Below are 20,005 nucleotides of genomic sequence, written 5' to 3' on the forward strand. Positions count from 1 at the left end.
CTGGCGCGCAGCATATCAGGGCAACTCCGGATGCACGAAACCGTACATTCTGAGGCATACCATGCAAGCCCATTTGGCCGCTTCGCGCGGCCAGGTGGATGCCACAATGCCCCGGCCTAACGGTCGGGACATTGTTTTTATAAGTGGTTTCTCCGACCCTCAGACCTCATAAAACTCCAGCGGCAGCCCATCCGGGTCCTCAATAAACGTGAAGCGCCGCCCCGTGAACTCATCTACCCGAATGGGCTCCGAGGCGACATCGTGCGCATCCAGTCGGTGAATGGTAGCCTCCAGATCAGCCACGGCGAAGGCCAGATGGCGCAGGCCGGCGGCCTCGGGGCGGGTGGGCCGCACGGGCGGTGCCGGAAACGAGAACAGCTCTATAATGTATTCGCCGCCCAGAGACAGGTCCAGCTTCCAGGAGTCCCGGTCGGCCCGGTATACTTCCCGCAGGGCACACAGGCCCAGTATCTCGGTGTAAAACCGCTTCGAAACGGCGTACTGGGTGCAGATAATGGCGATATGATGAATACGAAGTAGCGGTAGCATAGCAAGCGGATAAGGGTCAGGCCGGCAATATCGGCAAATGCCCTATTCTTAAGCGAAGTACCCGCCGGCCGCGGGCACCATCTTAAATATGAGCGTACCTTTGCCCCCTATCAGGGCGCGGGAAAAAGAGCATATCCAACCTGCTTTCCCACCCGCCCGCTTCTTATTCTATAGCCTTGCTGAAATTCCGGAGTCTTTTGTTGGGGCACCTGCGCCTGCCCCGGTTGCTGCCCGTGCTGGCCTTGTTGCTGATGGCTGGCGGCGCTATGTTTGCCCGCCCCGGAAACCCGACTGAACCCATGCGCACCCGCCATTTTACCTTTGAGTACTCCACCACGGTGCACCCGGCCCCGCAGGGCGCGCAGGAACTGAACCTATGGCTGCCCATGCCGCATTCGGATGCCTGGCAGGATATTGATCAGCTGGAAATTACTTCCCCTTATCCGTACGAGATACTGCCCGCCCAGCACGGAAACCGGGTACTGCACCTGAAATTACTGAGTCCCCCGGCGGCAGATTTTACCGTAACCATGCGCTTTAATGCCGTGCGCCGGGAGCACCGCAACCCGCTCCAGGCCTCGTTGCCGGCCCAGGCCCGCAACCCGGTACCGCCCGCCGACGCCGACCTGGCCCGCTGGCTGGCCCCCGACCACCTGGTGCCCCTGGACGGCCAAATCCGGCAGTGGGCGCAGGAAGTAGTAACCAAGGCACACGCCACCACGCCGCTCGCCAAAGCCCAGGCCATCTACAACCACGTGGTGTCTACTGTGAAATACGATAAAACCGGGCAGGGCTGGGGCCAGGGAGATATTTACTACGCCTGCGACGCCCGCCGCGGCAACTGCACCGATTTTCACGCCGTTTTCATTGGCTATTGCCGGGCCGTGGGCATTCCCGCCCGCTTCAGCATCGGTTTTCCGCTGCCCGCCCAGCGCGGCACCGGCGAAATCAAAGGCTACCACTGCTGGGCCGAGTTCTACACCCCGGAAACCGGCTGGGTGCCCATTGATGCCTCCGAGGCCGCCAAAGACCCAGCCCGTCGGAGCTACTTCTTCGGGGCCCACGATGAAAACCGCGTGGAGTTCACCCGGGGCCGCGACCTGACCCTGGCCCCCAGCCAGCGCGGCGAACCGCTGAATTACTTCATCTATCCTTATGCCGAGGTAGATGGCCGGCCTTTTGCGGCCCTGGAAAAGCAATTTCGCTATGAGGATGTTAGTCCGGTAGCAAGCCCCACCCGCTAGCTGCGGGTACCGGGTGCGCGGTGCTGTCAGGTTGCCAGTGCCGTTTGCCGGCGCTTGGCATTTCCAGCAGTGCGGCCATCATTACCTTGGTTTGCTACGTAGGAGTTGCGTATTTGAGCCGCGGCTGCCAGGCCCTGTCTTCCACCGCCAGCCACCGCTGCAAAAGCCCTGCCCCGCCTTCCCTCGCTGATGACCTTTGACACCCGCCGCCTTCAGTTTTTTCTCTTCGGGCAGGACCTCGCCGATGGCCTCCGCATTACCCTGCTGGTTCTAATTCCGGGCCTCATCTGCGCTTATCTCAACCAACTGCAGGCCGGGTTTATTCTTTCCCTGGGGGCCCTCTGCGTGAGTGTAACCGATATTCCCGGGCCCACCCTGCACAAGCGCAACGGCATGCTGGCCTGTGTGCTGTGTATGCTGCTGGTGGCGCTGGTCACTGGCTTTGTCCGCCACAATGTGTACGTGCTGGGCGCCGAAATCATGCTGTTCAGCTTCTGCTTTACCATGCTGATGGTGTACGGCAACCGCGCCGGAGCCGTGGGCACCGCCGCGCTGCTGGTCATGATTATTATGATGGACCAGCCCCTCACGCCCCAACAGGTGCTGCAATATGCGGCGCTGGTCTCGGTGGGCGGGCTGTGGTACACGGCCGCCAGCCTGCTTACCCGGCAGGTGCGGCCCTACCGGCCGGTAGAGCGCGCTTTGGGCGAATGCATCCATGCTATTGCTAAGTTTCTGGAGCTGAAGGCCGATTTCTATGAGCCTCAGAAAGACTTAAATGCCGCCTACCGGATTCTGCTGGCCCAGCAGGTAGTGGTAAGTGAAAGGCAGGATGCCATGCGCCAGCTCCTGTTCAAAAGCCGCCAGCTGGTAGAAGATTCCACTGGCATTGGGCGGGCCCTCATGTTTGCTTTTATTGAGGCCATAGACCTGTATGAGCACATTACGGCTACGTATTACGACTACGCCGCCCTGCGCCAGCGCTTTGGCGCTACGGGCCTGCTGCCCGATATGGCCCGCCTGATTCGGGAAATGGCTGCGGAGCTGGACGCCATTGGCCTGGCCATTCATTCCAAGCGCCCCTACCACACCCGCCCCGACTGGACCGCCGAGCTGGACCAGCTAAAAGCCCGCATTGATGCCCTGGCAGACCCGGATTCCGGCATTAGTGTGCTCATGCTGAAAAAGGTGCTGGTGAACTTCCGCAATATGCAGCAGCAGCTCCAGGCCCTAGTGCAGTACTTTGACCCCGCTTCGCCCACCCGCCGCCGGGATGTAGGGCCGGTGGAATATCGCCGGTTTGTGTCGCGGGAAAACCTCTCGCCGGACTTGCTGCTGAGCAACCTCACCATAAAATCCTCGGTGTTCCGGCACGCCGTGCGCATGGGGCTGGCCTGCCTGTTTGGCTTTGTAGTGGCTAAGTGGGTGTCCTTCGGGCACCACAGCTACTGGATTGTGATGACCTGCGCCTTCATGCTCAAGCCGGGCTTCAGCCTGACCAAAGAGCGCAACTACCAGCGCGTGCTGGGTACCATTGGTGGCGGTTTGCTGGGCGTAGTGCTGCTGTGGCTGATAACCGACCCTACCCTGCGCTTTGTGCTGATGGTGTTCCTGATGATAGGTACCTACAGCTTTCAGCGCCGCAACTATGTGGTGTCGGTGTTTCTGATGACGCCCTTCCTGCTCATCATGTTCACCTTCCTGGGCCTGGGTTTTCTGCAGCTTTTGGGCGAGCGGGTGGTGGATACCCTCATTGGCTGCGCCATAGCCCTGGCCGCCGGCTACCTGCTGTTTCCCACCTGGGAGGCCAACCAGCTGCGCCATTTCATGCGCGACGTGGTAGAGGCAAACCTGCGCTATCTGCAGCAGCTGGCCGACCGGCTGGCGGGCCGCCCCCTGCAGCTCACGGAGTACAAGCTGGTGCGCAAAGCCGTGTATATCAGCTCCGCCAACCTCTCAGCCGCGTTCCAACGCATGCTCTCCGAGCCGGAAAGCAAGCGGCAGCACAGCGAGGAAGTGCAGCAGTTTGTGGTGCTCAACCATATCCTGTCCTCCAACATTGCCACACTGGGTGCCACGCTAACCACCCAGCCCGGCACTACGGTGCCCCCGGAGCAGCAGCGCCCGCTGGGCCAGGCCATGGCCGCCCTCACGGCCAGCCTGCGCCGCCTGGATCCTGCCACCCCCGCTGCCGCTGCCCCCGCCGAGTCGGCTCCGGCTGAGGCCGCTGCCGCTCCCGCCACCCGCACCCCCGACGACCAGATTCTTACCGAGCAGCTCGCCTTTATCCGGCAGCTTAGCCAAGACATCAGCAAGGTGACGGAAGCGGCCCTGACCTGATGGAAGATGCTCGTACCCGGGCAATAGAAGCAGGGGGCTGGTACTCCGTTTATACCGTTGAATTATCTGAATATTAGGACTCAACGATGCTGGATACATAATTTGGGCCATGCCGGAAAAAGCCGGCCCCACCGGAAACAGGGCTGAAAAAGGAGGCGTACACCCTTCTTTATTATTCACCCTTGAAACTGGTAGTTATGTATCATCACGTGAAGAAGCTAATGTATACGGTGCGGGTAGGCACCCCCGATCCACGGTTCGGCAATATGCTGCTGGAGCAGTTTGGCGGTGCCAATGGTGAGCTGGCCGCGGCCATGCAATACACCATTCAGGGGCTGAACTGCGACGACCCCGGCCGCAAGGATCTGCTGATGGATATTGGAACCGAGGAGTTAAGCCACCTGGAAATTATTGGTAGCCTGGCCCGCCTGCACCTCAAGCCCACCAAAGAGGCCCGGGAGCTGGCCGAAGCCGATCCGCTGGTGGCTATTGCCGGCGGAGGCGGCGTTAACCTCTTCAACTCCCAGGGCAACCCCTGGACGGCCGACTACCTGAAGATTACCGGCGAGCTGGACGTGGACCTGCGCAGCAACATTGCCGCCGAGGCCCGCGCTAAAATAGTGTATGAGCGCCTGATTAATTTCTGCGACGACGCCGGCACCAAAGATGCCCTACAGTTCCTGATGACCCGCGAAATCACCCACATGAAATCCTTCATGCTGGCCCTGGATAGCATGGGCAAAGACCCATTGGAAGTGGGCCTGCTGGCCCCCACGCCCGGCGTGGTAGACAAGTACTTTAATGCCTCCACCGGCCCCGGCCAGAACGGCGACCGGGACGTGCGCGGCCCCTGGAATGAGGATGCTTACTTCAACTTTGTGGAGTCGCCGATGAAGCCTGTCAAAATGGAGGATCAGGTAACCCAGAAAGAAATTGAGCGTGAAATTCACCGGACCGTCCGGTAGCCGGGCAGCCATTTGATTGGCTCCCTTCTGAAAATAAAAACGGCCTTCCCAGGCGCTTAATAAAGCTTGGGAAGGCCGTTTTTCTATGAAGTAACTCTGATAAAGAAGCCGGATTTAAGCGCTGGCTTTATCCAGCGTTGCTACATCCTCAGCGGAGAGCTGCAGTTGCAACGCGGGCAGCAGCTCATGCAGCTGCGCCACGCTGGTGGCGCTGGCAATGGGAGCGGTAAGGCCGGGCTGGGCCATAATCCAGGCCAGGGCTACTTGGGCGGGTGTAGCCTGCTGGCGGGCGGCCACGGCATCCAGCCCTTTCAGAATGCGCAGACCTCTTTCATTCAAGTATTTCTGGCCCACGCCGCCCCCGCGGGGGCTTTTCTGCAGGTCGGCGGCTGAGCGGTATTTTCCCGTGAGGAAGCCGGAAGCCAGCCCGTAGTAGGGAATTACGCCGATGTTCTCCTGCCGGCACAGCGGCAGCAGCTCCTTTTCAAACTCGGCGCGGTCATAGAGATTATACAGCGGCTGCAGGCTCTGGTAGCGCGGAAAGCCGTGCGCCTCACTGGCCGCCAGCGACTCGCGCAGCCGCTCAGCCGAGAAATTGGAAGCCCCAATGGCCCGCACCTTGCCTTCTTTCACCAGCTGGGCATAGGCTTCCAGGGTTTCCTCCACCGGCACGGTGGGGTCGTCCTTGTGCGATTGGTACAGGTCGATATAGTCGGTTTGCAGGCGCTTGAGGGAGCCTTCTACGGCGCGCAGAATGTAGTTTTTGGCGAGGCCTTTGTTTTCGGTATTCACTTCCCAGCCCACTTTGGTGGCAATCACAACATCGTCGCGGCGGCCGCGTTGCTTCAGCCACTTGCCAATCACGGTTTCCGACTCGCCGCCTACGTGGCCGGGTACCCACACAGAGTAGCCATCGGCGGTGTCAATGGCATTGCCGCCCCCGGCAACAAAAGCATCCAGAATCTGGAAGGAAGTGGCTTCATCGGCCGTCCAGCCGAAAACATTGCCGCCCAAAACCAGTGGGGCTATATGCAAGCCTGAGCGGCCCAGTTCACGTTGTTGCATGCAATAATGAGTTTAAAAAGCAGATAAAGGAATATCCGGTATTAACCGGTAAGCGGGCGGGCAGGTTATTGGCCGGATGAAATACTGCGCTAACTGGGCCCTAGGTAAGCTTACTCGCGCGCCAGCACCCGCCAACCGTGCGCGGGCACCGTCAGCTTTTCGTTAGGCTGAAGCAGAACCCTCTCGTCCCGGAAAATATCCGTCCAGGTGCCTTCTGCAGCGGTGGGCAGGGCCACTGCTCGGTCGGCTGCCGCCCGGTTGATAACGGTGAGCACGGCGGCCGGGCCTTTCTGCCGGATAAAGGCATACACTTCCGGGGCGCTTTCCAGGTGCTGAAACTGGCTGGTCGTGTCGCCGTTGCGCAGGGCGGGGTGGCGGCGCTTGAGCTGGAGCAGGCGGGTGTAGAAATCCTGCAGCGGGAAATCCCGCCAGTCGATGTGGTCTTTATCGAAGAAGGCCAGGCGCTTGTTCAGGGCGGCTTCCTGGCCGGAGTATACCAGCGGCATGCCGGGCACCAGCACCGTGAGCACGGCAAAGGCCAGTGCCAATGGGCCCAGCCGCTCATACTCGGTGCCGTCCCAGGTATTCACGTCATGGTTGCTGGTGAAGTGCATCAGGTACACCGAGGGTGGGTATTTGGCCCGCTCGGCGGCCAGGTAAATATCAATGTCGCTGAGGGCCTGCTTGTCTTCGGCAATGTGGTCCAGCAGGTAGTGCAGGCGCAGGCCGAAGGTCATGTTGAAGGCATTTTCCAGCAGCTTGGTGTCGCTGTTGAAGTCTTCCCAGCTCAGGCCGCCGGAGGGGTACAGTTCGTCCCACTCGGCCAGCATAAACAGCGGCTTCACCTCGTCCAGCTCCAGGCGGGCTTCGTCCCAGAAGTCGGTGGGCACCAGGCCGGCCACGTCGCAGCGGTAGCCATCAATATCCGCCTCGCGCACCCAGTACAGTAGGGCATCGGTCATGTAGCGGCGCAGCTCCCGGCTTTTATAATTCAGCGCCACCACATCGGTCCAGTCGGGCACGGGCGGCAGGAGCTGGCCGGCGGCATTGCGCTGGTACCAGTCAGGGTGCTCCTCCACCAGCAGGTTATCCCAGCTGGTGTGGTTGGCCACCCAATCCAGCAGCACATACAGGCCCAGGCTGTGGGCCGTTTGCACGAGGTGGCGCAAGTCGTCCAGCGTTCCAAACTCCGGGTTCACCCCAAAATAGTCGCGCACGGCATACTGGCTACCCAGCGTGCCTTTACGGCCCACCTCGCCAATGGGGTGAATAGGCATCAGCCACACAATACTGACGCCCATAGCGGCCAGGCGCGGCAGATGCTCCTCAAACGCCCGGAAAGTACCTTCCGGGGTGTATTGGCGCAGGTTTACCTCGTAAATGGTGGCATGGGCCGCCCATTCCGGGTGACGAACCTGAAAGCGGTGGGCATCGGGGTGGGCAGCAGATTCAGACACGGACAAAGACAGCTACAGTGACACAGGAAACTCCCGCCGTGTACGGAAAAAGGGCTGGCAAGGAACAGACTACGGCCGGCTGAGCAAGGGCAGCCGGCGCGGAAAGCCGTTACCACAAACCATCACGGGGTGGGTCGGGCAGCCGCTCATACACACGGTAGCCGTAGGCCGGCACCAGCACCCGGGAGCCTGACCCCAGCCGGAGCACCTGCCCGCTGAACACCTCCCGGTACACGCCCGGCCCCAGCGTGGCCATGGTTAGCTGATGGGGCTGCGCGTCCATGTTCACCGCGGTCAGTACGCTGGCTTTGCCCTTGCGCCGCAGAAAAGCATACGTTTTGGCGGGCGAGGCCAGCCGGGTGAACTGGCTGCACGCATCGCCGTTGCGCAAGGCGGGGTTGCGTTTTTTGAGCTGCAGCAGCCGGGTGTAGAAATCCTGCAGCGGGAAGTCGTTCCACGGAATGGTATCCTTATCGAAGAAGCGCAGCCGTTTTTTCAGGGCAGCTTCCTGGCCACTGTATACCATGGGAATGCCCGGCAGCAGGGCCGTGAGTACGGCCTGGGGCAGAGCGTTTTTGCCCAGCCGCTCATACTCCGTGCCATCCCAGCTGTTGATATCGTGGCTGGTGGTGAAGTACATGAGGTAGGTATTGGCGGGGTAGCGGGTGCGCTCTACCTGCAGGTACTTATCCAGTGCCGCTACCGGCTGCTGACCCCGGCTGATGCTGTCGAGCAGGTAGCGCATGCGCAGGGCGTAGGTGGCATCGAAAGCCTTTTCCAGCATGCCGGTGTTGGGGTTGAACTCGCCTTTTTTCAGGAAGGGCGGCTCGTGGAGCTCATCCCACTCGGCCAGCATAAACACGGGTTTCTGCTTTTCCAGCACCTGGCGCGTGCTGGTCCAGAAATCCATGGGTACCAGGCCGGCCACGTCGCAGCGGAACCCGTCCAGGTCGGCTTCGCGAACCCAGAAGGCCATGCTTTCCGTCATGTAGCGGCGTAGCTCGGGCTTAGAGAAATCCAGGTCGATGACGTCCTGCCAGTCGGCGACGGGCGGCACGAACTGGCCTTGGGGGCCTTTGGTAAACCACTCCGGGTGCTCTTTTGCCAGCTTGCTGTCCCAGCTGGTGTGGTTGGCCACCCAGTCCAGAATAACGTGCATGCCCCGCTTATGGGCTTCGGCCACCAGGTGCCGGAGGTCATCCATAGTACCAAACTCCGGATTGACGGCCCTATAGTCCTGGATGGAATACTGGCTGCCCAGCGAGCCTTTGCGGTTGAGTTGGCCAATGGGCTGCACCGGCATCAGCCACAGAATACCTACGCCCATTTGCTGTAGGCGAGGTAGGTGCGCCTCAAAGGCCCGAAAGGTGCCCTCCGGCGTGTACTGCCGGATGTTCACCTCGTAAATACTGGCCGAATCGGCCCAGGCGGGGTGCTTGATGGTATACTGCGGCGGCGCGGCCGGGGCGCAGTCGGTTTCAGAAGTAGATGATGATTGGCAGGCTGCGAGCAAGCTCAGCAGGCCTACCAGCAGCGGCAGACGAAGGGAAACCATGCGGGAAATTATCAGTTTTCACGCAATAGCCCGGTTTGAGCTGCCACGGAATACCTAAAACGAATTTACCCCAGCCCCATGCTATTTCGGTAGCAAAGAGCCGGGGTAAAAGCAGTACGCAGACCAGCCTTAGAGCGTCTTGGTTGCGCCGGCACTACCTGTAGGCGTAAAGTGCGGATCGTAGTGCACGCCGCCAAACAGATATAGCATCAGGGCGCGGGAGTAGCGCAAAGAGAAAGGCATCAATAGCACCGTGACTACGGCCACGGCTAAAATGTACACCCACACGTCGGGGTCGTTGAGCAGGTGGTACACTAGAAAGCCTACGACCAGCATAATGCCCGTGGAGAAAGCAAAGCTGATAAACATAGCGCCCCAGTAGAACCCGGGCTCCGGCTCGTAGCGCAGTCCACACACGGGGCAGGCCTCGGGCATATCGGCGTATTTAGTGAGGTGGAGCGTGCTATGGTTAAACAAGGGCCCGGTATGGCAACGCGGGCATTTTTGCGCCAGTAGGGCCAGGGGCGTAGATTCTATCTTCTGCATGAATAGCGGTGCGCAAGCGCATGGAACAATACAAAGCTACTACGATAGAAGGGGGCCGGTAAGATGCATTTGCGGGTTTGTCCGGTACAAATCAATGCTCCCGCGCGGGCTGGGCTTGCTGTTCGGCCTTTCGGTATTGCTCTGGGGTAGTGTTGGTGTGCTTGCGGAAATAGCGCCCGAAGTAGGAGGCATCTTCAAAACCCAGCGCATCGGCTATCTGGGCCACGGTTTGGGTGGAGTGTGTGAGCAGGCGCCGGGCCTCCAGCACCACCCGCTCCTGAATGAGCCTGCTGGCGGTTTTGCCCAGGTGCCGTCGGCAAAGGGCGTTCAAGTGGTTGGGGCTGATGTGCAGCTGGTCGGCATAATGCTGCACGGTGCGGCTTTCCTTGAGGTGCTGGTTTATCAGCAGGCCAAACTCCCGCAGCAGCTGCAGCCCGTGCGGGTGTTCCTCCGGCGCAGCCGTCCCGGTTTCCGGGTAGTGCCGGGCCGCCAGCTCCAGGAAAATATGCAGGCAGGAGCGCATCACTTCTTCCTGCTGCGGGGCGGGTGTGGTGGCTTCCTCCCACATCAGCTCCACTACGCGGCGCAGCTCGTTTTCTTCGCTGGTAAGATAGAGCACCGGTGGGTGCAGCGGGTTGAAAAACGGGTATTCAAAAAGCCGGTGGCCGGGGTAGCGGAACAGGTAGAAGTCGGGACTGAAAAAGATGATGTAGCCCTGCGCATCCGGGGAAAGCTGCCAGTGATGCACCTGCCCGGGCGTCATAAAAAACACACTGCCCGGCTGAAGCGCATACGTCACCAGATCAATGGTATGGGTGCCGTGGCCCGCCGTAACGTAGAGCAGCAGGTAAAAACTGTGGGAGTGTGGCGTGCTGACTCCGGGAAAGTTGGCCACGTGCCGGTCCAGGCGCTCCAGGTAGTAGGCCTGCCGGGCCGGGCGCTGCGGAAACGAATCAAGGGCCAGAACCGGGACGCCGGGATTTTTCATAAGCAGGAGAGAGGAGCCGCTACGGCGGGGCCAGGCAGATCAGCCGCCCGGAAAGAAACGAACAATCTGCCGGAAAGCCAGTACAGTACCACTAATACGCCCTGCTGCACATGATTCTTACCAAACTGCTTTTTCTGCTTCGCCGTTTCCTGCACACGCATTGGGTGTTGCTGGCCCTGCTGCTGTTCAGCTTTGTGGGTCCTTGGATCATCTTTGTGGAAGTAGCCGAGGATATCTGGGAATCGGGTGGGTTTTTCGGCGACAAACCTATTCTGGAGTTTATCCACAGCTATGCTACGCCCACTTTGGATAAAATAGCCCTGGCGCTAACCAATGCTGGCGGACCGCCGCCCATGCTCACCACCGGCTTTGTACTAACGGCGGGCTTGTTTCTGTGGCGGCGCCGCACCGATGCCTTGTTTTTTGCCCTGTCCACGGGCGGGGCCATTCTGCTGAATCTGCTGGTGAAAACAGTATTTGGCCGGCCCCGGCCCGCTTTGTGGGACTCCGCAGACCCTGGTATTTATTACAGCTTTCCCAGCGGCCACGCCATGGGCTCTATGGCGCTGGCTGCGGCCATCGGCTTTCTGGTGTGGCGCAGCCCCTGGCGTTGGCCCATCTGGATTCTGGGCGGGCTGTTTGCGCTGGGGGTGGGCCTTTCGCGCATGTACCTGGGTGTGCATTATCCTTCCGATGTGCTGGCCGGCTGGGTAGGCTCCCTGGGCTGGGTGGGCGGCCTGCACATTCTGTTTTCACCTGCCTTTCAGCAGCTGCGCGACTGGTGGCACCTGGGCGAAGCATACTGGCAAAAAGGCCGGGATTACCTCAAGCGGAACGGCCATTAGCGCAGTAGCACCAGCCGCTGGTGCTGCCCGTTCATCTCAGCCCAATATACCCCACCGGGCACCGGCTGGCCTTGCTGGTCATCAGCGTTCCAGGTGATGATGTGCGAGCCGGCAGAGGTTTCTGTAGGTAATGTTTTTACGATTTCGCCCGCCGCGTTTTTGATAACCAGCGGATATTGCCCCGCTGAAAACAGCGTGTAGGGCAGCCGTACGCTGCCGCTGAATGTGCGGTTGTTGGGCGCTTCCAGTGATACTGCCTCAGGCGCTAAGTTGGTGGCGGGCGTAGTATCCAGCTGCAGGCCCGGAATAGAAATTACGACCGGCTGCGTGCCCAATGGAAAGCGCAGGCGCAGGCTTTGCGAGGCGGCATCGTACTGCCAGGTGGTGGCCGCCTGCGCATTGTTGTTGAGTAGTACGGCTGCCGGTGCGGCGGCCACGCGCGGAATCAGCAGCTCCACCGTACGCTGGGTGGGTGCGCCGGGGTAGGTGCCGCGTACGGCCACGCGCAGGGTGGTGCCACGGGCAGTTACATTGCCTTCAAAAGCAATAAGCTGATATGCGTTTTGTTGTTGCGCCAGCGCCGATTTTCCATCATCTTCATACATCGTAAAGCTGGATGTCTTCACAGTAGGATCAGCGTAGAAGCGCACCCGCAGGGTATCGGTGCGGTAGCGGGCGGTGGTATTTACATAGGGCGCTAGGGGCAGAACGGCCCCGGCGCGCACCAGCACCGGAATGCGGGCCAGCGGGGCATTCCGGCCCACAGTCTGGCCGCCGGGCAGGGTTTCATGAGAGTAAAAATCAATCCAGTTACCGGCCGGCAGCACCACGTTGCGGCGGCGCTGGCCGGGCTGGACAACAGGGGCTACCAGCAGGTTGGAGCCCAGAAAATACTGATCGTTGAGGTTGGTGAACTCTGGTTTGTTCTGAGTTGCAAAGCGCTTTTGCTGCCGCTCCAGCAGCTGGTTGCTGCCCCACTGGCTGGAGGCCTTGGTGCTCCAGCTCCAGCTGGTTGCTGCGTCTAAGGTATTTTGCGCCCGGGCCGAATCTTGACCTTCGGCGGAGGCTTCCAGTAGGGCCTCATTGCGCAGCTGGGTTTCCCCGAAATTCATAGGCCTCGTCAGTGGCGTACCGGTCATGCTGTTTTCCCAGGCCAGCGTGTAGAGGTAGGGCAGCAACTCATAGCGCAGGTGGGTGAACTCGCGCACAGCGCTTTTGTAGGGCTCCGGATACCAGTAAGGCTCGGGCGGCACGCCGGAACCGTGGGGGCGCAAAATGGGGCCCAGGCTGGCCATCTGCAGCCAGCGGGTGTATAGTTCGGGGTCGGCGGTGTTGCCGGCAAAGCCACCGGCATCGGAGTGCATGTAGCCCACGCCGCCCAGGCCCATGCTCAACATAATGGGCACCTGCGCCTGCAGTCCGCCCCAGGACCGGCTCACATCGCCAGACCACGGAAATACGCTGTGGCGCTGCATGCCCGCCCAGCCCGAGCGGCCCAGGTTAAACAGGCGCTCCTGCGGGTATTGCCGGGCATAGCCTTCACTGATGATGCTGGCCCAGGCCTGCCCGTAGGCATTGTGAATGCGGCGCGTGGGACCGGCATCATAAAACATATCGGCGGGCTGGTTTTCCGGCTCGCCCAGGTCGCTCCACCAGCCGCCCACACCGTCCTGCTTCAGCCGGTCGTACTGCTTCCACATCCACTCGCGGGCCTGGGGCCGGAACATATCCAGTAGCGTGGCGGGCCCGGCCCAGAAAGATTCCACCGTGTAGGGCTGCCCGTTCTTGTCGCGCCCCACCAGGCCCTGGCGGCGCACCAAGGCATCGTTGCGGGAGGTGCGCATAATGTAGGGCTCCGTAATCAGGATGGTTTTTACGCCCGCGGAATCCAGGCGGCGCATCATGCGTTTGGGGTCAGAAAAGTTGGGCTGCTTCCACTGAAAGTCGCCCTGCCGGGTGGTGCCGCCAAACCAGTACAGGTCCAGCACCAGGCCATCCAGCGGGAAACCTTCGCGCCGCATGCGGCCCGCCACCTGATACATTTCCTGCTCACTCTGGTACCCAAACCGGCTTTGAATAAGGCCCATAGCCCAGCGCGGCGGCAGTGGCTGGCGGCCGGTAAGCCGGGTATAACGGCTCAGAATTTCGGCATAGGATTCGCCGGCTATTATGAAGTAGGCCAGATTGGAAAGTCCCTCGCCGCGGTACTCCAGCGTGTTTTTTTCAGTGGCGCCCAGGTCCAGGGTGCCCGCCGTGTGGTTATCGAAAAACAGCATGTAGCCCCGGCTGCTGAGTACCGAGGGTAGGCTGGCGTTCAGGGTAGGCTCGCCATTCTGGTAGCCGTAGTGCGCCTCGTTGTAGAGGGTGAGCTTTCGGCCACGTCGGTCCAGGGGCAGGGCGCGGGAGCCGGTGCCATACAGGTGTTCGTCGGGGGCGAGGCGGAAGCTGACGCCCATGCCGCCCGGGTTAGCGGCCGCAGAAGCTTCCCGTTGTAAAGCGCCGCCTGCTTCCTCTATTAGTAGCTCGCTGCCCTGCCGGAAGCTTACCCGTAGCGGTTTTTTTTGAATGAAGATGCCGTAATCTGCGCTGCTGCCCTCATAAGAGGGGTGCCATTCCAAGTGGTCGGCAAAGGCGAGTGGCAATACTTTATTCTTGTTTGCTGGCAGCTGTGCATTCTGCACCACACTCACCAAGTGAATTTCCTGCACGGGCTGGCCGACCGGAAAGTATTCTACCCGTACTACGCCCTCAGCCCAAGGGCGCACGCGCAACGTGCTACCTGTAGTGCTTTTTATAGTGAGGATACCGGCAGCATACGAGTGGCTTTGGTAGTTGCCCAGCGCCACGGTGCGCCCCGGAATTTCGCTTTTACCGAATGGGTCCTGCGTGGGTGGGCCGCCGCCTGCCCGCTGGCCCACCGCCGCAAGAGAAACCGACAACAGCAGCAAAGTCAACGCGTGGCGTAAGCAACGGAGCATGGCAACAAAGCTTAATGAGCCGGGCAAGTTACTGCCCCGGGGCTGGCAAAGCCAACGGGTCTAAAAAGAACCAGCTGGCCGAAGCACAACAGCTTTCTGCTTCCCGGCGTAAAGAGGGGTCCTAGTTTTCATTCCCACAACTCCCTATCTCTATGGAAAGCCACGCCGAACACCTCGAAAGCACTATCATTGCCCTCACCGATGGTATTAACCATGGCCTGCACTCCCACCTCGATGCGGCCCTGGAAAGCATTGATGGCTGGATTGCCACCCTGCAAAACAACAACAGTAGCGACGCCATGGTATCGGAGCTGCAAAGCCTGAAAGGCTACCTGCAGAACGGCGACACCCTGGAGCTCAGCCAGTCCTTACAGCGCCTGGGCCAGGAAACCTCCCTCATGGCTGCCCACCTCCACAATAACCTCGGCGACCAACTCCGCCACCTGGGTCAAACGCTTATTGCTGCTGCCGGCAATATGAGATTGTCAGCCACCAGATAACAAACGGCATACTCTAATACTCTAACAAGAAAAGGCCACCCTGTAGCAGGGTGGCCTTTTCTGTTAGGGAAATGCAGACCTTTATGTCAAGCGAAGCCGAGACATCTCGCGTGCTCTTGTTGTAATAGTATTGTCATGCTGAGCGTAGCCGACGCATCTCGCCCGCTTCGTTGCTATGGTATACCACACTAGCGAGATGCCTCGGCTCCGCTCGACATGACGGGCAATGGTTATTTCAAATTTGGGTCTTTGCGCTACTTGATACTTCCCTAATACCCCTGTGCGGAGTCATCTCCGCGCGGATCGGCGCCGCCTTCCAGCTTGCCGCCGGGCAGCACCCGAATAATATCCAGACGACCCCAGCGGCCACGTGGGTTCAGGTTGTAACCGCGGGCGCGGAGCGTGTCCTGCGCGGCGGGCAGCAGGGCACCGTTTTCTACGTCAATCTGGTCAGGAAGCCACTGGTGGTGCAGGCGCGGGGCAGCCACGGCCTGCTGGGCGTTCATGCCGTAGTCGATGACGTTCAGGATGCTTTGCAGCACCGAGGTGATGATGGTGCTGCCGCCGGGAGTGCCGGTTACCAGCTCCAGCTTGCCATTCTGAGTCAGGATGGCCGGCGTCATGGAAGAAAGCATGCGCTTGCCGGGCTGAATGGCATTGGCCGTGCCACCCACCAAACCATAGGCGTTGGGCGTACCGGGCTTGCTGCTGAAGTCGTCCATTTCGTTGTTCAGCAGGAAGCCGCCGCCCGCCACCACTACATTGCTGCCGTAGCCGCCATTGAGCGTGGTAGTGCAGCTTACGGCGTTGCCCTGGGCATCTATAATGCTGTAGTGCGTGGTTTGGTCCGATTCGTAGCCGGGCAGGCCCGCGCCGGCGGTTACATCTTTGCTGGGCGTGGCGCGGTAGGGCAGGGTGGTTGCCATGCGCTGCTGATTGTAGCTGGCCGCCAAAAGCTGCGGCACGGGCACGCGGCCAAAGTCCGGGTCGCCGAGGTAGGTGGCGCGGTCGGCGTACACGCGGCGCTCAGCTTCCGTTATCCAGTGCACAGCCTGCGGGGAGTGCCAGCCAGCCTGGGCCAGATTATAGGGCTCCAGCATCTGCAGCATCTGCAGTAATGCCACGCCACCGCTGCTGGGCGGCGGGAAGGTGAGCACCTGATGGCCGCGGTACTGCCCGTGCAAGGGCGTGCGCCATTTGGCCTGGTAGCTCAGTAAATCTTTTTTGGTGATGAGTCCTTTGCCCTGCTGCATTTCGGCCACAATGCGGGTGGCCGTTTCGCCCTCATAAAAGCCGGCCCGGCCCTGGTCGCGGATGCGGGTGAGCGTGGCCGCCAGCTCCGGGTAGCGGATAAGGTCGCCGGCTTTCCACTCGCCCTGTTCCCGCACGTAGGCGGGCAAGTGGGTGGCGTTGAATTTACGGAAAGCGGCCTGGTTGCTATTGAGGCCGGCGGCTTCCTTTTCAGTTAGTTTGAGGCCGTTGGCGGCCAGGTCTACGGCCGGCTGCACTACCTCTTTCCAGGGCAGCTTGCCCAGCTTTTTGTGCACTTCCACCATGCCGGCTACGGTACCCGGTACGCCCACGGCCAGGTGGCCCAGGGTGCTGCGGTCAGGCACTACATTGCCCTGCGCGTCCAGGTACATATCCCGGGCCGCGGCCGCCGGGGCCGTTTCCCGGAAGTCCAGGGCGCCTTCCGTGCCATCGGCGCCGCGGTAGAGCAGAAACCCGCCGCCGCCAATGTTGCCTGCGGCCGGCAGCGCCACGGCCAGCGCAAACTGCACGGCTACCGCCGCATCGTAGGCATTGCCGCCCTTCTGCAGAATCTCCACCCCAATACGGGAAGCCTCCGGGTGTGCCGATACCACCATGGCTTTGGCCGTAACCACGGGCGTAGCGGCGGGAATCGGCGCGGCCAGGGAAGGAGCAACCTTGGAAATAACCGGTGCCTGTGAGGTAGTGCAGGCAAAGAAAGCCGCCAGAGTCAGCGGCAGGAAATATCGTTTCATACCCGGCGAAGATAAGGGGTGAAGCCGCTACACATAGGCTGCCGCCCCGGAGTTGGGGAAACAAAAAGATGGCCTCTTTTCGGAAAGCACTACCATAATCCCCCGCTCCTCGTAGTTTTGACCCAAACCCGACCTGCCATGATTACGGAACCAACTGATATAGCACCTTCTACCCCGCACCTGCCTTTGGTGCAGCAGGATGCCTGGCTGGCCCCCTACGAGCCCGTGCTGCGGGCCCGTTTAGAGCGTCTGGCGCAGCGCCTGCAGGAAATAAACCAGCAGTACGGCTCCCTGACCAAGTTCGCCTCCGCGCACCAGCGGCTCGGCCTCAACTATGACCCCCGCCGCAAGGGCTATTGGTTCCGGGAGTGGGCCCCGGCCGCGCAGGGGCTGTTTCTGGTAGGTGATTTCAACCAATGGGACCGGCAGGCCACGCCATTACAGCGCAGTCAGGACGGCGTGTGGGAAGTATTTCTCAGTGATAAAGACTACGACCAGCGCCTCACGCACGGCAGCCGCTACAAGGTGCACGTGGTAACCCAGAAAGGCGGCAAAGACCGGCTCCCGGCCACGCTGCGCCGCGCCGTGCAGGACGAGCAATCCAAGGATTTTGCTGCCCAGGTGTGGCGCCCGGAAACCCAGTTCGCCTGGACTGATCAGAAATTCCGCATCCCCAATTTTGTGCGGGAACCGTTTATTTATGAGTGCCACGTGGGCATGGCCACCGAGGAAGCCCGCACGGGTACTTACCTGGAATTCGCCGAAAATATCCTGCCGCGCATTCAGGACCTGGGGTACAACTGCATTCAGCTGATGGCCGTGATGGAGCACCCGTACTACGGCTCCTTCGGCTACCATGTGGCCAATTTCTTTGCCGCTTCTTCCCGCTTTGGCACCCCCGAGGAGCTGAAGCATCTCATTAACGAAGCTCACAACCGGGGCATTGCCGTGCTGCTGGATGTGGTGCACTCCCACGCCGTGAAAAATGAGGCCGAAGGGCTGGCGGATTTCGATGGTTCCGGCGGGCAGTATTTCCACGAAGGCGAGCGGGGCAACCATCCCGGCTGGGACTCCAAGCTGTTTAATTACGGCCGGCCCGAGGTGCAGCAGTTCCTGCTCAGCAACCTGCGCTACTGGCTGGAGGAGTTTCATTTCGATGGCTTCCGCTTCGATGGCGTGACTAGCATGCTCTACCACCACCACGGCGAGGGCGTCGGCTTTGGGCACTACGACCAGTATTTCGGCCCCGAGGTAGATGATGATGCCATCCTGTACCTGCAGCTGGCTACCACCCTGGTGCACGACTGCAAGCGCAGCGCCCTGCTCATTGCCGAAGACATGAGCGGTATGCCCGGCCTGTGTCGCCCCATCAGCGAAGGCGGCGTGGGCTTTGACTACCGCCTGGGCATGGGTATTCCGGACTACTGGATCAAGCTGCTCAAGCACTCCCGCGACGAGGACTGGAACCTGCACGACCTCTGGTATGTGCTCACCAACCGCCGCGCCGGTGAGAAAACCGTGGCCTACGCCGAAAGCCACGACCAGGCCCTGGTAGGCGACAAAACCCTGGCCCACTGGCTGATTGACGCCGCCATCTATACCCACATGCACAAGGACGACCCCGACCCGGTGGTGGCCCGCGGCATGGCCCTGCACAAGCTCATCCGCCTGCTCACGCTGGCGCTGGGCGGCGAGGCTTACCTTAATTTCATCGGTAACGAGTTTGGCCACCCCGAGTGGGTGGACTTCCCGCGCCAGGGCAACGAGTGGAGCTTCCACTTTGCCCGCCGCCAGTGGAGCCTCTCTACCAACCCCGAGCTGAAATACCAGTACCTGCTGGCCTTCGATAAAGCCATGGTGACCACGGCCCGCAACCGGCGCCTGCTGGCCGCCGGCCCGGCCCACGAGCTCAACATCGACAGCAACAACCAGGTACTGATTTTTGAGCGCGCCGGGCTGATCTTCGTCTTCAGCTTCCACGTAGACCGCAGCGTGTTCGATTACCGTTTCTTCGTGCCCCAGGCCGGCCGCTACCGCATCATTCTCAACTCCGATGATGCCCAATTCGGCGGCTTCCAGCGCGTAGACGATGGCCTGACCTACGAGACCTTTGAGGAAGACGGCGTAAACAAGCTCAGCCTGTACGTCACCAACCGCACGGCGCTGGTGCTGCAGCGCATCGGGTAAAAACGAAACTCCTGCATTACTCAAAACTCCTGTCATCCTGAGCTTGCGAAGGACCTTATCACGCTTGCACGAGCCGTTGTTACGCTAGTCGTTTAGCCGTGATAAGGTCCTTCGCAAGCTCAGGATGACAAGGGTTTGAAATATTGAATAGCTTCAATAGAAACTGTTATTCCGAGCGAAGGCGAGGAATCTGAGTATGGCCGTACTGGCTTCCTCAGATTCCTCGCCTTCGCAAGCTCAGGATGACAGTTTAAAAAGATTACGGCTTGCGGCCGGAGGCAATCCGGTCCAGGGCGTCCTGCACGCGGCGGGCGCGGGTTTCGGATTTCTTGGCCCGCTCAATGCCCTGGGCAAACTCTTTGCGGTGGGTGAAGGAAAGAGCATCGAAGCGCTGGCGCAGGCCGGCGCGGTCAAGGGCCATGGCCAGCTCCTCGGGTACGTTTACGGTGCGCTCTTCCGTGTCGCGGGAGAGGGTAACGTGCACCGACTGGCTCCAAGATTTGCCAATGGCGTTGCGGATTTGCTTTTGCACCAGCAGGGCATGGTGGCCGTCGCCCATGGGGGAGAGGCTGCCGCGGTATGGGAAACCATCAATAGTAGCCTGCACGGGCAGCAGGCCGCGCACGCCGTAGGTTTCTTCTACGCTGAAGGGAATCAAAACGAAAACGCCGCCGGTTTCGGCATCCAGCTCCAGGGGGGCGTCAAAGGTGTGTTCGGGAGTCAAGGGAATCTATCTGAGTTATTTGATGCGGCAGGCAATTCATCTGCGTGCCATTTCTG

15 protein-coding genes are annotated in these 20,005 nt (G+C 60.5%); 6 read left to right on the forward strand and 9 right to left on the reverse strand.

Going from position 1 to position 20,005, the window contains the following annotated elements; genetic code table 11:
- Positions 1-159: 159 nt before the first annotated feature.
- The gene (locus tag AM218_RS02915) at positions 160-549 is read right to left on the reverse strand and encodes a VOC family protein (protein WP_044514671.1); all 390 of its coding nucleotides are present in this window, start codon (positions 547-549) and stop codon (positions 160-162) included.
- A 176-nt stretch (positions 550-725) separates the two neighbouring features.
- Between AM218_RS02915 and AM218_RS17115 the strand changes: the two genes are divergently transcribed.
- The 3 genes from AM218_RS17115 (at position 726) to AM218_RS02930 (ending at position 5,098) form a co-directional block, all read left to right on the forward strand.
- Positions 726-1,793, forward strand: coding sequence for a transglutaminase-like domain-containing protein (locus AM218_RS17115; RefSeq protein WP_262489778.1), 1,068 nt, complete (start codon positions 726-728; stop codon positions 1,791-1,793).
- Positions 1,794-1,982: 189 nt separating this feature from the next.
- Positions 1,983-4,133, forward strand: coding sequence for an FUSC family membrane protein (locus AM218_RS02925; RefSeq protein WP_054411712.1), 2,151 nt, complete (start codon positions 1,983-1,985; stop codon positions 4,131-4,133).
- Between the two features lie 182 nt (positions 4,134-4,315).
- Complete coding sequence (locus tag AM218_RS02930) at positions 4,316-5,098, forward strand: manganese catalase family protein (RefSeq protein ID WP_197274006.1); 783 nt, start codon at positions 4,316-4,318, stop codon at positions 5,096-5,098.
- Positions 5,099-5,212: 114 nt separating this feature from the next.
- Here AM218_RS02930 and AM218_RS02935 read toward each other — a convergent pair whose 3' ends face one another.
- The 5 genes from AM218_RS02935 to AM218_RS02955 all read right to left on the reverse strand — a co-directional run bounded on the left by AM218_RS02935 (position 5,213) and on the right by AM218_RS02955 (position 10,709).
- On the reverse strand, positions 5,213-6,163 hold the full coding sequence (locus AM218_RS02935; RefSeq protein WP_054411714.1) for an aldo/keto reductase: 951 nt from the start codon (positions 6,161-6,163) through the stop codon (positions 5,213-5,215).
- Between the two features lie 110 nt (positions 6,164-6,273).
- The gene (locus AM218_RS02940) at positions 6,274-7,620 is read right to left on the reverse strand and encodes an alpha-amylase family glycosyl hydrolase (RefSeq protein WP_157547488.1); all 1,347 of its coding nucleotides are present in this window, start codon (positions 7,618-7,620) and stop codon (positions 6,274-6,276) included.
- Between the two features lie 109 nt (positions 7,621-7,729).
- Complete coding sequence (locus AM218_RS02945; protein ID WP_054411719.1) at positions 7,730-9,175, reverse strand: alpha-amylase family glycosyl hydrolase; 1,446 nt, start codon at positions 9,173-9,175, stop codon at positions 7,730-7,732.
- Between the two features lie 129 nt (positions 9,176-9,304).
- Positions 9,305-9,721: a DUF983 domain-containing protein gene (locus tag AM218_RS02950; RefSeq protein WP_071843680.1), complete on the reverse strand. Its 417-nt coding sequence runs from the start codon at positions 9,719-9,721 to the stop codon at positions 9,305-9,307.
- 91 nt (positions 9,722-9,812) lie between these two features.
- Positions 9,813-10,709: an AraC family transcriptional regulator gene (locus AM218_RS02955; RefSeq protein WP_054411721.1), complete on the reverse strand. Its 897-nt coding sequence runs from the start codon at positions 10,707-10,709 to the stop codon at positions 9,813-9,815.
- Between the two features lie 110 nt (positions 10,710-10,819).
- On the opposite strand from AM218_RS02955, the gene AM218_RS02960 reads away from it, so the two are divergent.
- Positions 10,820-11,554 (forward strand): phosphatase PAP2 family protein, encoded by a 735-nt coding sequence (locus AM218_RS02960; protein ID WP_054411723.1) that lies wholly within the window; start codon positions 10,820-10,822, stop codon positions 11,552-11,554.
- Here the strand turns inward: AM218_RS02960 and AM218_RS02965 are convergent.
- The gene (locus tag AM218_RS02965; RefSeq protein WP_157547489.1) at positions 11,551-14,532 is read right to left on the reverse strand and encodes a TIM-barrel domain-containing protein; all 2,982 of its coding nucleotides are present in this window, start codon (positions 14,530-14,532) and stop codon (positions 11,551-11,553) included. The genes AM218_RS02960 and AM218_RS02965 overlap by 4 nt on opposite strands.
- A 152-nt stretch (positions 14,533-14,684) precedes the next feature.
- Between AM218_RS02965 and AM218_RS02970 the strand changes: the two genes are divergently transcribed.
- Complete coding sequence (locus tag AM218_RS02970) at positions 14,685-15,032, forward strand: hypothetical protein (RefSeq protein ID WP_054411727.1); 348 nt, start codon at positions 14,685-14,687, stop codon at positions 15,030-15,032.
- A 269-nt stretch (positions 15,033-15,301) separates the two neighbouring features.
- On the opposite strand, the gene ggt is transcribed toward AM218_RS02970, so the two are convergent.
- Positions 15,302-17,038: a gamma-glutamyltransferase gene (ggt, locus tag AM218_RS02975; RefSeq protein ID WP_082318039.1), complete on the reverse strand. Its 1,737-nt coding sequence runs from the start codon at positions 17,036-17,038 to the stop codon at positions 15,302-15,304.
- Positions 17,039-17,176: 138 nt separating this feature from the next.
- Here ggt and AM218_RS02980 point away from each other — a divergent pair, with 138 nt between their 5' ends.
- Positions 17,177-19,225, forward strand: a complete 2,049-nt coding sequence (locus AM218_RS02980; protein WP_054411729.1) for an alpha amylase C-terminal domain-containing protein — start codon at positions 17,177-17,179, stop codon at positions 19,223-19,225.
- 259 nt (positions 19,226-19,484) lie between these two features.
- Here the strand turns inward: AM218_RS02980 and AM218_RS02985 are convergent, their stop codons facing one another.
- Complete coding sequence (locus AM218_RS02985; RefSeq protein WP_054411731.1) at positions 19,485-19,949, reverse strand: YdeI/OmpD-associated family protein; 465 nt, start codon at positions 19,947-19,949, stop codon at positions 19,485-19,487.
- Between the last annotated feature and the right edge of the window lie 56 nt (positions 19,950-20,005).

It is taken from the genome of Hymenobacter sp. DG25A (assembly GCF_001280305.1).
Taxonomy (GTDB): Bacteria; Bacteroidota; Bacteroidia; order Cytophagales; family Hymenobacteraceae; genus Hymenobacter.